The sequence below is a fragment of the Sphingomonas sp. Leaf407 genome (assembly GCF_001425385.1).
GTDB lineage: Bacteria > Pseudomonadota > Alphaproteobacteria > Sphingomonadales > Sphingomonadaceae > Sphingomonas.
Window position 1 is genome coordinate 267,268 of the sequence record NZ_LMQO01000003.1, and the last position, 14,630, is coordinate 281,897.

Genomic DNA, 14,630 nt, shown 5'->3' on the forward strand with positions numbered 1-14,630 from the left:
ATCGCTTGCGCTTCCCGATCCCGACCGGGACGGTCGCGGCGTTTGGCGGAGGTTTCCGGCCATCCGCTCACCCGACGCGGACACGGGCGGTTCCGTAGGCCGCGCGGATGCGATAGCGTGGCGTGCTGTCGGCGGAGATGCCGGCAGGGGAGATGTGTATGATGAAGTTCGTGTTGCTTGCCGCTGCGTTGCTCGCCGTTCCGGCCATGGGGTCGGCACAGGCACCGGCCGCCGCGCCCGCCGCCGCCAGCCTGACCATCGACAGCACGATCGAGAGTATCGCTGCCAACCCGCAGGGCAAGGCGATCCTCGACGCGCAGTTCCCCGGCATGATGGCGCATGAATCCTATCCGATGTTCAAGGGGATGAGCCTGAAGCAGGTCCAGCCCTATTCGGGGGGCAGGATCACCGACGAGCAGGTCGCGAAGGTCGCCGCCGAGCTGGCGAAGCTGAAATAGGATGGTGCGCGTCGGCCTGATCGGGTTCGGCCTTGCCGGCGCGTCGTTCCATGCGCCGCTGATCGCGGGCGTGGAGGGCATGGAACTGGCGGCGATCGCGACATCGCGGCCGACCGATCGCTTTCCGGGTGCCGTGCGTCATGCCGACCACCAAGCGCTGATCGACGACGACAGCCTTGATCTGGTCGTCGTGGCGACGCCCAACGACAGTCATGCGCCGCTGGCGCAGGCAGCATTGGCGGCGGGGCGGCATGTCGTGGTCGACAAGCCGCTGGCGGTCGACGCGTGCGACGCGGTCGAGCTGGTGCAACTGGCGCGCGGGGCGGAGCGGCTGCTCAGCGTGTTCCACAACCGGCGGTGGGACAGCGATTTCCTGACGATCGAGGCACTGTTGCGCGATGGCGTGCTGGGCGAGGTGATGCTGGCCGAGTTCCACTGGGATCGGTTCCGTCCGGCGATCAAGCCGGGCTGGCGCGAGGGCGAGGGACCGGGCGGCGGGCTGCTCAACGATCTTGGCCCGCATATGATCGATCAGGCGATTCGCCTGTTCGGCATGCCCGATGCGGTGGCGGGCGATGTCGCCGTGCAGCGGGACGCGGCGGCGACCGACGATTATTTCGCGCTGACGCTGCGTTATGGCCGGCGGCGGGTGACGATCGGATCGGCGTCGCTGGTCGCCGCGCCGCGCCCGCGCTTCGCGCTGCACGGAACGAAGGGCAGCTTCGTCAAACATGGCATCGATCCGCAGGAAGCGGTGCTGCGCGCCGGCGGCAGCCCGGCCGATCCGGGCTATGGCATCGAGGATGAGCGCGACTGGGGCGTGCTGAGCGACGGCGCGGGCGCGACGCGGCGGGTGCGATCGGCGGTGGGCGACTGGCGCGGCTATTATGCGGCGATGCGCGACGCGGTGCTGGGGCACGGGCCGGTGCCGGTCGATCCGGTCGATGCGGTGCGCGGGCTGCGGATCATCGCGGCGGCACGCGGGGAATAGCGGGCGTATCGTTTCGCCATCCCGGCTTCCGTCGGAATGACGGGCATTTGCCGGCACTGGCGCGATCCGACGTGCCGACTCGGCCGACCGGCACGGTCCTTATCGGCTATTAACATCTGGCGCGTATCGTCCATGGTCGACGATGTTCGACATGCCCGACCTGTCCACGCTGCGTCAGTGCAGCTTCCTTGCCAGCGCGGCCTATGCGGTCGTGTTCCTGGTCGCGGCCGGAGGGCGGCGGGCGCCGTGGATGCGGTGGTGGGCGTTGTCGAGCGCCAGCTACTGCGTCGTGCTGCTCGGCTACGCATCGCTGGGCGAACCGATGCCGGTGTGGGCGGCGGCACCGCTCAACGGGCTGCTGTCGCTGTCGACGGCCTTCATCCTGGCGGGGGTGCGCTCGCTCGACCGGCGGGCACCGTTCGCGCGATGGATGTGGGCGGTGGTCGCGGCGACCGCGATCGTGCCGGCGGCGGCGATCGTGCTGCCGGGCGAGGGGGCGATGCTGGCCGGGCGGCTGCTGCTGGCGCTGGGGCTGGCGGTCGGCATGCTGGCGTTCGGATGGCCGCTGGCGTTCAGCCATGCGAGCGACGGGAGCCGGGCGATGCGGCAGACCGCGGGGATGGCGTTGCTGTGCTATATTCCCTGCTATGCGCTGGGCGCGGTCGGCGAGGTCGTGAGCGCGCGGGCGGTGCCGTATCTGGCGCTGGTGCCGATGCTGGCGGATCAGGTGCTGCTGAGCATCGCCAACCTGTCGCTGCTGGCGATTCCGGGCATGCGATCGGAACGGCAGTTGCAGGAGATCGCGCTGTGCGACCCGCTGACCGGGGTATGGAACCGCGCGGCGCTGGCGGCGAACGAGGCGGTGTTGCGGGTGCCGGGGCGGGTCGTGCTGCTGATCGACATCGATCATTTCAAGGCGATCAACGACCATCATGGGCACGGCGTGGGCGACGGCGTGCTGGTGGCGATCGCGCGGGCGTTGCAGCGCGAGGCGGCGCATGATTTCGTTTGCCGGCTGGGCGGTGACGAGTTTCTGGTGGTGGCGACGGCGGACGATGCCGAAGCGGTGGCGGAGCGGTTGCGCGAACGCGCCGGCCGGCCGGTCGCCGACCTACCGCCGTGGAGCGTCAGCGTGGGACTGGCGCGGATCGAGCCGGGCGATGTGACGCTGGCCGATGCGATGCAGCGCGCCGACCGGGCGATGTACCGGGCGAAGGATGCGGGGCGGGGGCGGATCGCGGCCTGACGCTTCGTTGGGTTCACGCGGAGGCGCGGAGACGCGAAGGCGCGGAGGAAGAAGCAGAAGTGATTTTCGCGCAGAGGCGCAGAGGCGCAGAGAGGATGCGCACGCAACGATGGCAGCGACCCGGCGAAGCCTCTCCCTCGCTGCGGCCTACGATGGAGAGCCGCCATTGCGGCAAGCGCACCCCCTCCGCGCCTCTGCGCGAGAATCCCTTCTTCCTAAACTTTCCCCGCGTCTCCGCGCCTTCGCGTGAACCCAAAGGCCACACACGCCCGCCCCGCTGGCGTTCGCGGCGTGCGCTCCCTAAATCGGCGGGGATGTCGGAAACGCCCAATGCCCCCAGTCGCTTCAACGAAGACAAGGCCAGCTTTACCGTGCGCGGGTCGGATACGCCCGACCTCGACGCCGGGGTCGCGGCGATCCGCAACGTGCTGGCGACGTTGCCGGTGCGTCCCGGCGTATACCGGATGCAGGATGCGCGCGGCGAGGTACTGTATATCGGCAAGGCACGCGCGCTCAGGAACCGCGTGGCGAATTATACGCAGGTGGCGCGGCTGACCAAGCGGTTGCAGCGGATGGTGGCGCAGACGCGGTCGATGACGATCGTGACGACCAACAACGAGGCCGAGGCGCTGTTGCTCGAAGCGCAACTCATCAAACGCTATCGCCCGCCGTACAACGTGCTGCTGCGCGACGACAAAAGCTTCCCGTTCATCCTGCTGCGCGCCGATCATGAATTTCCGCGCATCAGCAAGCATCGCGGCGCGCGGCGGGCGAAGGGCGATTATTACGGGCCGTTCGCCAGCGCCGGATCGGTGACGCAGACGCTGAACGCGCTGCAAAAGCTGTTTCTACTGCGGTCCTGCACCGACGGCTTCTTCAAGACGCGCGACCGGCCGTGCCTGCTGTACCAGATCAAGCGGTGTTCGGCGCCGTGTGTCGGGCGGATCGATCAGGCGGCCTATGCCGAGCTGATGTCCGACGCGAAAGATTTCCTCGCGGGCAAGTCGACGAAGGTGCAGGCGAAGCTGGGCGCGCAGATGCAGGCGGCGGCCGAGAACATGGATTTCGAACTGGCGGCGGTGCTGCGCGACCGGTTGAAGGCGCTGACCTTCATCCAGGGGAGCCAGGCGATCAACGCCGAGGGGGTCGGCGACGCCGATGTGTTCGCGATGGCGGCGCACGAGGGGGTGATCGGCATCCAGGCATTCTTCATTCGCGGTGGACAGAACTGGGGGCACCGCAGCTTCTTTCCGGCGCATACCAACGACGTGCCCGAGGACGAGGTATTCGGTGCGTTCCTGATGCAATTCTATGAAGAGGTGCCGCCGCCGCGCAACGTGTTCGTCGACCGCGAACTGGCGGAGGCCGAGGTGCTGGCCGAGGCGATGGCCGAGCGCGCGGGGTTCAAGGTCGCGCTGTCGGTGCCGCAGCGGGGCACGCGGCGCCGGCTGCTCGATCAGGCGAAGCGCAATGCGCAGGAAGCGTTGGAGCGGCGCAACGCCGAGTCGACGACGCAGGCGAAGCTGCTGCGCGAGGTTGCCGAGCTGTTCGAGCTGGAAGGACCGCCGAACCGGATCGAGGTGTATGACAACAGCCATATCCAGGGGACCAACGCGCTGGGCGCGATGGTGGTCGCCGGGCCGGAGGGGTTCCGCAAGGGCCAGTATCGCAAGTTCAACATCAAGGAGGCGCAGACCAACGACGACTTCGCGATGATGAAGGAGGTGCTGACCCGCCGTTTCGCTCGCGCGCAGGAGGAGAACCCCGACCGCGAGGTCGATCGCGACGGCGGCGGCTGGCCCGATCTGGTGCTGATCGATGGCGGGCGCGGGCAGTTGAACGCGGCGAAGGCGGTGCTGGAGGATCTCGGCATCGAGGACGTGTGCATGGTCGGCGTGGCGAAGGGGCCGCATCACGGGCGCGACGGGCGCGAGGTATTTCACCTGATGGACGGGCGCGAACTGATGCTGCCGGTCAATTCACCGGTGCTGTTCTATCTCCAGCGGCTGCGCGACGAAGTCCACCGCTTCGTGATCGGCGCGCATCGCGACAAACGGTCGAAGGCGATCGGCGCCAGCCCGCTCGACGACGTGCCCGGCATCGGCCCGGCGCGCAAGAAGGCGTTGCTGATGCACTTCGGCACCGCGCGGGCGGTGCGCAACGCGAGTCTGGCCGATCTGCAAAAGGCGCCGGGGGTCAGCACGGCGATGGCGCAGGGGGTGTATGATTTCTTCCATTCGCGATAGGATCGCGGACGGGTGCCAAGGAGACTGGCGATGGGTGCGGAAGGCAGGATCGATCCGGCGATGATCGCCGATGCGCAAGCGCTGGGCGTCGATGTGATCGCGGCGTGCGAGGCAGGGCTGGCCCACGCGATCCGGCAGGCGCGTGAGGCGGAATGGCTTAAGGAAAACCAAGCGGCGATCGCGGAGTGGAATGGCTGGGTCGACCATAACGAACTGCCGCTGGCGAAGTACCGGATGTTCTAATGGGGCGGTTCGATGTCTGACGCTCGCGTGACGGGCAGGATTTGCTGCTCGACTGTCAGTCGGACCTGCTGTCGCACCTCGCCACGCGGTTCGTCGTTCCATTATTGCCGGTCAATGCGTTGAGCCCTCCGGTCCGGCGGCTAAATCCTGAATTCCGCGTCGAGGATGCAACGGTCGTGATGTACACCCAACTCGCCGCCGCCGTGCCCGTCCGCGAACTGGGGGATCGGGTGGCATCGCTTGCCGACGAGCAGGACCGGATTGTCGCGGCGATCGATTTCCTGCTCAGCGGTTTTTGACCGGGACTGCTTCCATCGGCCCGATCGAGCGGCGGATGAAGCGGCGGATGCCGCGCCAGCGGCGCACCTCGCTGCGGTCGCCGCGGTCGGCAGCCTGAAGGCGCTGGCCATCGGCGACCTGCGGTGCTTCGCGGCCGTATCGCGCGACGAGGAAGATCGCATCGATATGGTCGTGGTCTTCGATCATCGTTACTTCCAACATGTTAATCGGTTGAAAGGAAAACGGATCGAAAATGCGGTGCGTTCCGTACGAACGATGGGGATATATGGTTGAAAACACCGCAAACTGGCCGGTACGACGCGAAATTCACGCAAAACCGCGCGGCCATATGGTTAATTCGCGGAAGGTACGCAGCGTACCGTTTGGTCCCGGTTGCGGCACCGGGCTTACGCGATGTTTACCCCAACCGGGGTAGCGCGGTGCCATGGCCACTCCCGTCTTCCTGACCATCGATACCGAATTGATGTGGCGGCACCATGCCGCCGATCTGCCGGAAGCGACCGTCGTCGCCCGCTCGCTGGAGCCGGCGGGGGTCGGCGTGCGCTGGCAGTTGCAGCGGCTGGCGGCGCATGGGCTGAAGGCGTGTTTCTTCGTCGATCCGATGCCGGTGCGGTTGTACGGCCGCGCTGCGATCGCGCCGGTGGTCGAGGCGATCGTTGCGGCAGGCCAGGAGGTGCAACTGCACCTGCACCCCAATTGGGTCGGCGCGGCGGTGGGGGACCGGGGGCGGGCGCATGGCCGGTTCGAGTTGATCGACCTGTCACTCGACGAGCAACAGGCAATGCTGGGCGAGGCGCGCGAGTTGCTGGTCGCGTGCGGCGCGCCGCCGCCGGTGGCGTTTCGCGCGGGCAGCTACAGCGCCAACGACGCGACGATCGACGCGCTGGCCGCGCTCGGCTTCGCCTATGACAGCAGCCACAACGGGTCCGAGCATCCATGGCCGAGCGCGATCGGCCTTGGCCCCGACCAGATCGCGCCGGTCGCGCATCGCGGGCTGACCGAGGTGCCGGTGACGACGATTATGACGCCGGGCGGCGGGCGGCGGCATTTCCAGATATGCGCGCTGTCGACGGGCGAGATGCGCGCTGCGCTGACCCATGCGGCGGCCGAACATCATGCGGCGGTGACGATCGTCAGCCATGGCTTCGAACTGGCGAACCGCAGCGGCACCCGCGCCAACCGCATCCATGTCGCCCGGTTCGAGGCGCTGTGCCGGATGCTCGCCGCGCGCGCCGACGTGTTGCCGACGGTGCATTTCCGCGACCGGCCGGCCTTGCGGCTGGGGCAGGACGACCGGCCGCTGCCTGCCAGCGTGCTGCGTACCCGCTGGCGGCAGGCGGAGCAGCTCTGGTCGAACATGGTCGAGGAACGCGCGGCGTGAGCGGCGCGGTGGCATGGCCGATCAAGTTCCAGATCGGCGCGCGGACGCTGTTCGCGGTACGCCGCCGATTGGTGCGCGTGCCCCTCGAACTGGACGACGTACTGGGCGGGCGGGTGCCGGTGCTGCCGCCGCTACCGGACGGGGCGGCGGGATGGTCGGTCACGTCGCTGCCCGAAGCGCTGGTCGAGGCGGTGCGGCCGGGCGGCGGCATCACCTATCTGCGGCAGCGCTATACCCGCTATCATACCGATCTGAGCGGCACCCATGCCGGGTGGCTGGCGGGTCTGTCGGGCAATGCGCGGTCGGGGTTGAAGCGCAAGACCAAGAAGCTGGCCGAGGCCAATGGCGGCACGCTCGACGTGCGGACCTATCGCTCGGGCGACGAGATGGCGGTGTTCCACGCGCTGGCGCGCGGCGTGGCGGCGCGGACCTATCAGGAGAAGCTGCTCGGGGCCGGGCTGCCTGACGATCCGGCGTTCGTCGCGGCGATGCGGGCGAAGGCGGCGGCGGGCGAGGCGTTCGGCTGGCTGTTGTGCGTGAACGACGTGGCCATCGCCTATCTCTATTGCCCGATGACCGGGGGCGACGTGCGCTACGACTATGTCGGGCATGATCCGGCGTGGAACGACTGGTCGCCGGGCAGCGTGCTGCATGCCGAAGCGTTCGCTACGCTGTTCGCCGATCCGGCGGCGCGCCGGTTCGACTTCACCGAGGGGGAGGGGCAGCACAAACGCCAGTTTTCCAGCGCGGGGACGGCGTGCGTCGACCTGTTGCTGTTGCGGCCGGGATGGACCAACCGGGCGCTGGTGGCGGCGCTGCGCGGCTTCGACCAAATGGTGGAAAGTGCGAAAACTGCACGCGACTGGCCAGTCGTCGGTCGGTTGGTCGATCGGGTGCGGCGCGGATAATAGTTCGGGTAAAATACCCTTGTTGTCATCGGCTTGACTGGGGAGCCGAACCGCGAAACCATTTGGCTTCATGGCCGAAATCACGACCGCGATACCGCCGGAATTACGGTATCTCTGGTAGGATGATGCAAAAATACCAGGAAATTGCGCGCGCCCTGTTGGTTTGAACAGCCCTACAGGGAGAAACACGATGAATACCCCACGGCTGATGACGGTGCTGCTGACGATCGGTGGCATGGGCCTTGCCACGGCAGGCTGTGTCGACCCTTCCGCCAAGATCGCCGGTTCGCTGGAGGGCTATGGCTTTCAGCCCGACCAGTCGCAGTGCGTCGGCAACCGGCTTGAGGCCAACCTGTCGATCGGCCAGTTGCAGCAGCTCGGCCGCGCCGCGCGGGCGGCGCGCGAAGGCGACACGACGCCGGGCCGGCTGACGTCGGGCGATTTCATCCGCGTCGCGGGCCAGATCCGCGACCCGAAGGTCGCGCTGGAGGTCGGCAAGGCCGCCGCCGCATGCGGCATCATCACGAACCCGCCGCCCGCGCTCTGAGGATCGGGCCGGAACGACGCGAACGCGCGATTTCGGCCGTCCTCCGACCGTTCTGCGGCCGATGACCGGGGGCCGGCTGGCCCCCGAACCAGTTTACAGACAGGGATGATACCCCAATCATGAATGACGTCACCTATGCGGGCGGCACCGTCGTGTCGAACACCCGCGAATTCGGGAGCCAGTTGTGGCTCTATGTCGAGCAATGGGGGCCGCGGCTGCTGGCCGCGCTCGTCATCCTCGGCATCGGCTGGCTGATCGCGCGCGGCGTGAAATGGGGCGTGGCGAAGCTCGTCAACCGCACGCCGCTCGCCCGCCACGCCAATGATCCGTCGCTGACCGAACGCCATCCCGACAGCGTCGGCGCGCAGGTGGGCGATGCGGTGTATTGGGTCGTGTTGCTGATCGCGCTGTTCCTCGCCACCCAACCGCTGGGGCTGACCGGCGCGACCGGGCCGCTCGGCGACATGCTGCGCGGGTTCGGCCAGGCCGTGCCGCACATCATCGGCGCGGGGCTGATCTTCTTCCTTGGCTATGTGCTGGCGAAGGTCGCGCGCAAGGCGGTCGAGGCGGTCGTCACCGCCAGCCATGTCGAGCGTTTCTCGGCACGGATCGGTGGCGACATCCCGACCGACCCGTCGATGCTGTCGCGCACGATCGGTGCGATCGTGTTCGCGCTCATCATCATTCCGGTCGCGATCGCCGCGCTGGATACGCTGAATATCGCCGCGATCTCGCAACCCGCCACCGCGATGCTGCGCATCATCCTCGACGCGATCCCGCATGTCATCGCCGCCGGACTGATCCTCGCCGTCGCCTATGCGATCGGCAAGTTCGCCTCGCGCCTCGCCGCGCAGTTCCTCGCGACCACCGGGTTCGACCGGGCGGTGGGGTCGACCGGGCTGTGGCAGCAGACGACGCAGCGCAGCGACGCGGTGGCCCCCGCGCTCACCCCGTCGAAGGCGGTCGGCAACGGCGTGTTCGCCGCGATCCTGATCTTCGGGCTGATGGAGGCGTTCCGCCAGCTCAATTTCGCCTATGGCTCGCGGATCATGGCCGAGGTGCTGTCGCTGTTCGGGCAGGTCGTGTTCGGCGCGATCATCATCTTCGCCGCCGTCGTCATCGCCCGGTTGATCGCCCGCGCGATCGAGAGCAACGGCCAGGAAGGCGCGCGCGTCGCCGCCCCCGTCGTCCGCGTCGCGATCATCGTGCTCGGCACCGCGATCGGCCTGCGCTTCATGGGGCTGGCCGACGACATCATCAACCTGGCGTTCGGGCTAATCCTCGGCGCGGTCGCGGTGGCGTTCGCCGTCGCCTTCGGCCTTGGCGGGCGTGAGCCGGCGCGGCGCGCGGTGTCGCGGATGCTCGGCGAAAAGGGTGACGACAAGACGCCCGTGACGGAACCGACCGACACTCCCGAACGTCCGGCAACCGATTTCACCAACACGAACGAAGGAGATTATCGATGAACACGGATACCCTGACCGGATCGGCCAACGACCTTGGCGGCAAGCTGAAGGAAGGCGTCGGCCAGGCGCTGGGCGACAAGTCGCTGCAGAGCGAAGGCAAGGCCGACCAGCTCGACGGCAAGCTCCAGAAGGGCTTTGGCGATGCCAAGGATGCGGTCGAGCAGACGGTGCGTCCGGCGATCGACTACGCCCGCCAGTTCATCCGCGAGCGGCCGTTCACCGCCGCGACGCTGGGCGGCGTGCTGGGCATCGCGATCATCAATTCGCTGCGCGGCAAGTAAGCGAAGCGCGAACAGGGTCTGCTCGACGAGGGCGGACCCGATCATGGCCGGGAGCACGCATCGTCGTGCTTCCGGCTGTGTTCGTTGGGGCGATGTGGTACGACGGGATCGCCGATGCACCTGATCGCCACCGCCATCCTGATCTCCGCCCGCGCGCATGGCGAACATGGCGCGGTCGTCCGGGCGTTGACCGCCGATGCCGGGGTGCAGCCGGGCTATGTGCGCGGCGGGCGATCGCGGGCGATCCGCCCGATCCTGCAACCCGGCAATATCGTGCGCGGCACATGGCACGCGCGGACCGAGGTGCAGCTACCCGCGCTGACGCTGGAACTGGTCGAGAGCCGCGCGCCGTTGTTCGCCGAGCCGGTGGCGGCGGCCGCGATCGACTGGCTCTGCGCGCTGATCGCCGCCGCCTTGCCCGAAGGACAGCCCTATCCCCGGGTCCATGCCGCCGTCGACGGACTGCTCGCCGCGATCGTCGCGGCACCGGCGGCGCGCGACTGGATCGGCGCGCTGGTACGGACCGAATTGCTGGTCCTGTCCGAACTGGGCTTCGGCTTGTCGCTGGACGAATGCGTTGTCAGTGGCACGTCGGACGACCTGACTCATGTCAGCCCCAAAAGCGGCGGCGCGGTGGCTTGGTGCCAAGCGATCGGCCTCGAACACCGGTTGCTGCGCTTGCCGCGGTTTCTGGCGGAGGGTGGCCCGGCCGATTGGGACGCGGCGTTCGACGGTCTCGCGTTATCTGGGCATTTCCTGAAACGCGACCTGATGACCGGGCGGGCGGCGGTGGCGCTGGATGCGCGGCAGCGGCTGGTCGAGCGGTTGAAAAGGGCGGTGGCATAGGGCAAGCGCTCGGTCGAACGAGGCTTCGCGCAACTTAGCTGCGCAAAAGGGATGGAAGACCGATGGCGTTGATCGCAATACTGCCCGGTGACGGGATCGGACCGGAAGTGGTGGCGGCGGCGCGGCAGGTGCTTGAACGACTGGATCGTTTAGGTTTCGCGTTTCAGTTCGAGGAAGCGCCGGTCGGCGGCGCGGCGTATCGCGCGCACGGCCATCCGCTGCCGCCCGAAACGCTGGCGCTGGCGGAACGCGCCGACGCGGTGTTGTTCGGCGCGGTCGGCGATCCCGAATTCGACAATGTCGAGCGCGCGCATCGCCCCGAGCAGGCGATCCTCGGCTTGCGCAAGGCACTGGGGCTGTTTGCCAATTTGCGCCCCGCCAAGCTGTTCGCAGGGCTGGAGGACGCATCGGCGCTTCGGCCCGAGGTAGCGGCGGCGATCGACATGGTGATCGTGCGCGAACTGACCGGCGACGTGTATTTCGGGGCGAAGGGCCGGACCACTACCGACGCCGGGCTGCGCGAGGGTCACGACCTGATGCGCTATGACGAGCGCGAGATAGAACGCATCGCCCGCGTCGCGTTCGAGACGGCGCGGACCCGCAACCATAAGCTGTGTTCGGTCGACAAGGCGAACGTGCTCGAAACCTCGCAACTGTGGCGCGACGTGGTGATCGAGGTGTCGGCCGACTATCCCGATGTGGCGCTGACGCACATGTACGTCGACAATGCCGCGATGCAGTTGGTGCGCAACCCCGGCCAGTTCGACGTGATCGTCACTGGCAACCTGTTCGGCGACATCCTGTCGGATCAGGCGAGCATGTGCGCCGGATCGATCGGGATGCTGCCGTCGGCCGCGATCAATCAGGACAAGAAGGGGCTGTACGAACCGATCCACGGCTCCGCGCCCGACATCGCGGGACAGGGCAAGGCCAATCCGCTGGCGACGATCCTGTCGGCGGCGATGATGCTGCGCCACTCGCTGGGCATGGCCGAGGCCGCCGACCGGATCGAGGCGGCGGTGACGGCGGCGCTGGTCGCGGGGCATCGTACCCCCGATCTGGGTGGTAACGATACGACCCAGGACATGACCGACGCGGTGCTCGCCGCGCTGCGATGACGGGCGCGGCGCTCGACCTCGCCGTCGTCGTGCCGGTGTTCAACGAGCGCGGCAACGTGGCCCTGCTGGTCGCCGCGCTCGACCGGGCGCTGGCCGGGCGGAACTGGGAGGTCGTGTTCGTCGACGACGACAGTCCCGACGGCACCGCCGACGCGGCGCGCGCCATCGCCCGGAGCGATCCCCGCGTGCGCGTGCTCCAGCGGATCGGGCGGCGCGGGCTGTCGAGCGCGTGCATCGAGGGGATGTGCGCCACCGCCGCGCCGCTGGTGGCGGTGATCGACGGCGATCTGCAGCATGACGAGGCGTTGTTGCCGCGCATGGCCGATCTGCTGGCGGGCGATCCGGCGCTCGACCTGGTGGTGGGGTCGCGCTTCGTCGATGGCGGCGGGACCGGTGAATGGGACGCCGACCGCGTCGCCAAGTCGGCGCTCGCCACCCGGCTGTCGCGCCGGGTGCTGAAGGCCGACCTGTCGGACCCGATGAGCGGGTTCTTCATGATCCGTGCCGATGCGGTGCGCGCCATCGTGCCGCGGCTCTCGGCGATCGGGTTCAAGATCCTGCTCGACATCATGACCGCCGCGCCCAAACCGCTGCGCTTCGCCGAGCTGCCCTATGTGTTCCGCACACGGGCGGTGGGGGAGAGCAAGCTCGACCATGTTGTGGCGCTCGAATATCTGATCGCGCTGTACGACCGGTTGGCCGGGCGGGTGGTGCCGGTGCGCTTCGTGCTGTTCTCGATGATCGGGGCGATGGGGGCGGTCGTCCATCTGGCCGCGCTGGCGCTGCTGTTCGAGGTGCGCGCGGGGTTCATTGCGGCGACCGTGGTGGCGACGTTCGTGGCGATGACGTTCAATTTCTTTTTGAACAACCTGCTGACCTATCGCGACCGGCGGCTGCGGGGGACGCGGGCGTTGTTCGACGGGTGGGTGTCGTTCTGCGCGGTGTGTTCGGTGGGGGCGGTGGCGAACGTCGGGGTCGCGGCGTTCCTGTACGACGTGCGGGTCGGGGCATGGGCGCTGCCGGCACTGGCGGGAATCGCGGTGGGGGCGGTGTGGAATTTCGCGCTGTCGTCGCGGTTTACGTGGGGGCGGTATGGGCGGAAATAGTCGGGTTCACGCGGAGGCGCGGAGACGCGGAGGAAAAGGAAGAAGAGGTTGTTCGCGCAGAGGCGCAGAGGCGCGGAGGCGCAGAGGGGGTCCGGGCGTGACGACTGTTACCAATCCGGCGAAGCCTCTCGCTTGCTGAACCCTGAGAGGGAGAGCCGCTGTCGCGGCAAGCGCAACATTCCTCCGCGCCTCCGTGCCTCCGCGCGAACCAAAACCTTCTTCGTGCCTTCGCGCCTTCGCGTGAATCAAATCAACGCCAGTCGGGAAACCACATCCAGCGATTGAACGACTGCGGTCCGGCCAGCGCGGCGGCGCTGAGGATGGGATAGAAATAGACGAACAGCGCGATCGCCAGATAGCCGAACCATTCGTCGGCATGGCGCCAGCGGCCCTTGCCGTACGCATGGAACGCGGCGGCGAGCGCGAGGCACAGCCAGATGCCCGACAGATGGTAATAATAATAAAAGCCGAGCGACTTGGGGATCACCGCCCACACCGCGATCGACCCGATCCACAGCAGCGCGACGCCGGTCAGCGCGCTCGATCGCCGCTTCACCCCCGTCCACAGGCACAGCGCGACCGCCGCCAGCCCGCCCCACATGATCGCCGGATTGCCGAGCAGCAGCACCCCGCGCTGCACCCCGCCATCGGGTTCATAGAAATACCAGATCGGGCGCAGCAGCAGCGGCCAGCTCCACCAGCTCGACTGATAGGGGTGGGGGGCGAGGATTTGCGTTTGCCGCTGGTACATCTCCCACTGAAACGGCAGCAGCCGACCGAGCGTCAGCGGCTCCTGCGCGTAGAAGAAGGCGGGGGCGAAGGTCGCGAAATAGGTGGTGATGCTCAATCCGAACAGGATCGCCAGCGCCGGAAGCAGCCCAAGCCCCGGCCACCGGTCGCGCTCGCCGGTCTTGCCCCACACCAGCAGCAGCCCCGCGCCCGCGACATAGGGCACCGCCGCCCATTTCACCCCGACCGCCAGCCCGAACAATACCGCCGCCAGCGTGAGGCGGGGCAGGGGGCGGCCGCGCATCGACCACAGCAACGCGGCGATGGCGAGGGTGACGAACGCCCCGAGATACACCTCCAGCATCGCGGTGCGCGCCTGCACGAACAGGGTCTGGTTGAGCAGCGCCAGCCCCGCGCCGAACGCGGCGACATGGGCGCGGCGGAACAGCAGGTGGAGACAGGCGAAGACGCCCAGCACGGTCGCGGTCCCCGCGATCGTCCCCATGATCCGCCAACCCCATGGATTGTCGCCGAACAGCGCGATACCGCCCGCGATCATCGCCTTGGCGACCAGCGGATGTTCGGTGTTCGCGGGGAAGGCGAGTGCGAGCAGCGTGCGCGCGGCGGGGACGTAATGCACCTCGTCGAACGACAATGTGCCCGGCCGTCCCAGCCCCCACAGGAACAGCGCCTGCGCGGCGATTCCGATCAGCAGGGCGGTGGTCCACGGGCGGTCGCGCAGGCGGGAAAACATGGGGCGGGGG

At 68.1% G+C, this 14,630-nt stretch carries 16 protein-coding genes; 14 read left to right on the top strand and 2 right to left on the bottom strand.

What is annotated here, in order from left to right; genetic code table 11:
- The first annotated feature begins 158 nt into the window (after nt 1-158).
- From ASG37_RS10640 to ASG37_RS10665, 6 genes are all read left to right on the top strand, one after another.
- Entirely contained in the window at nt 159-458 is a 300-nt protein-coding gene (locus tag ASG37_RS10640) for a hypothetical protein (protein WP_235525184.1), read from the top strand.
- Nucleotide 459: 1 nt separating this feature from the next.
- The gene (locus tag ASG37_RS10645) at nt 460-1,449 is read left to right on the top strand and encodes an oxidoreductase (protein WP_055759502.1); all 990 of its coding nucleotides are present in this window, start codon (nt 460-462) and stop codon (nt 1,447-1,449) included.
- A gap of 151 nt (nt 1,450-1,600) precedes the next feature.
- Nucleotides 1,601-2,695 (top strand): sensor domain-containing diguanylate cyclase, encoded by a 1,095-nt coding sequence (locus ASG37_RS10650; protein ID WP_156349120.1) that lies wholly within the window; start codon nt 1,601-1,603, stop codon nt 2,693-2,695.
- Between the two features lie 314 nt (nt 2,696-3,009).
- Nucleotides 3,010-4,941, top strand: coding sequence for an excinuclease ABC subunit UvrC (uvrC, locus tag ASG37_RS10655; protein WP_055759508.1), 1,932 nt, complete (start codon nt 3,010-3,012; stop codon nt 4,939-4,941).
- 30 nt (nt 4,942-4,971) lie between these two features.
- Nucleotides 4,972-5,184 (top strand): type II toxin-antitoxin system CcdA family antitoxin, encoded by a 213-nt coding sequence (locus ASG37_RS10660; protein WP_055759511.1) that lies wholly within the window; start codon nt 4,972-4,974, stop codon nt 5,182-5,184.
- 41 nt (nt 5,185-5,225) lie between these two features.
- Nucleotides 5,226-5,483, top strand: a complete 258-nt coding sequence (locus tag ASG37_RS10665) for a CcdB family protein (RefSeq protein ID WP_235525185.1) — start codon at nt 5,226-5,228, stop codon at nt 5,481-5,483.
- On the opposite strand, the gene ASG37_RS10670 is transcribed toward ASG37_RS10665, so the two are convergent.
- Nucleotides 5,470-5,670: a hypothetical protein gene (locus tag ASG37_RS10670; protein WP_055759514.1), complete on the bottom strand. Its 201-nt coding sequence runs from the start codon at nt 5,668-5,670 to the stop codon at nt 5,470-5,472. The two genes, ASG37_RS10665 and ASG37_RS10670, sit on opposite strands and share 14 nt — an antisense overlap.
- A gap of 238 nt (nt 5,671-5,908) precedes the next feature.
- Here ASG37_RS10670 and ASG37_RS17675 point away from each other — a divergent pair, with 238 nt between their 5' ends.
- From ASG37_RS17675 to ASG37_RS10710, 8 genes are all read left to right on the top strand, one after another.
- Complete coding sequence (locus ASG37_RS17675; protein ID WP_055759517.1) at nt 5,909-6,865, top strand: polysaccharide deacetylase family protein; 957 nt, start codon at nt 5,909-5,911, stop codon at nt 6,863-6,865.
- Nucleotides 6,862-7,773, top strand: a complete 912-nt coding sequence (locus ASG37_RS10680) for a GNAT family N-acetyltransferase (RefSeq protein ID WP_162233463.1) — start codon at nt 6,862-6,864, stop codon at nt 7,771-7,773. Before ASG37_RS17675 ends, ASG37_RS10680 begins: the two co-directional genes overlap by 4 nt.
- Before the next feature lie 190 nt (nt 7,774-7,963).
- Nucleotides 7,964-8,320, top strand: a complete 357-nt coding sequence (locus ASG37_RS10685; RefSeq protein WP_230772581.1) for a hypothetical protein — start codon at nt 7,964-7,966, stop codon at nt 8,318-8,320.
- A gap of 119 nt (nt 8,321-8,439) precedes the next feature.
- On the top strand, nt 8,440-9,786 hold the full coding sequence (locus tag ASG37_RS10690) for a mechanosensitive ion channel (protein WP_055759523.1): 1,347 nt from the start codon (nt 8,440-8,442) through the stop codon (nt 9,784-9,786).
- Complete coding sequence (locus ASG37_RS10695) at nt 9,783-10,067, top strand: CsbD family protein (RefSeq protein ID WP_055759526.1); 285 nt, start codon at nt 9,783-9,785, stop codon at nt 10,065-10,067. Before ASG37_RS10690 ends, ASG37_RS10695 begins: the two co-directional genes overlap by 4 nt.
- 114 nt (nt 10,068-10,181) lie before the next feature.
- Entirely contained in the window at nt 10,182-10,913 is a 732-nt protein-coding gene (recO, locus tag ASG37_RS10700; protein WP_055759529.1) for a DNA repair protein RecO, read from the top strand.
- Nucleotides 10,914-10,975: 62 nt separating this feature from the next.
- Nucleotides 10,976-12,031: a 3-isopropylmalate dehydrogenase gene (gene leuB / locus ASG37_RS10705; protein WP_055759532.1), complete on the top strand. Its 1,056-nt coding sequence runs from the start codon at nt 10,976-10,978 to the stop codon at nt 12,029-12,031.
- Entirely contained in the window at nt 12,028-13,137 is a 1,110-nt protein-coding gene (locus ASG37_RS10710) for a glycosyltransferase (protein WP_055759533.1), read from the top strand. The genes leuB and ASG37_RS10710 overlap by 4 nt, the downstream gene beginning before the upstream one ends.
- A gap of 250 nt (nt 13,138-13,387) precedes the next feature.
- Here ASG37_RS10710 and ASG37_RS10715 read toward each other — a convergent pair whose 3' ends face one another.
- Nucleotides 13,388-14,620, bottom strand: coding sequence for a glycosyltransferase family 39 protein (locus tag ASG37_RS10715; RefSeq protein ID WP_055759538.1), 1,233 nt, complete (start codon nt 14,618-14,620; stop codon nt 13,388-13,390).
- Between the last annotated feature and the right edge of the window lie 10 nt (nt 14,621-14,630).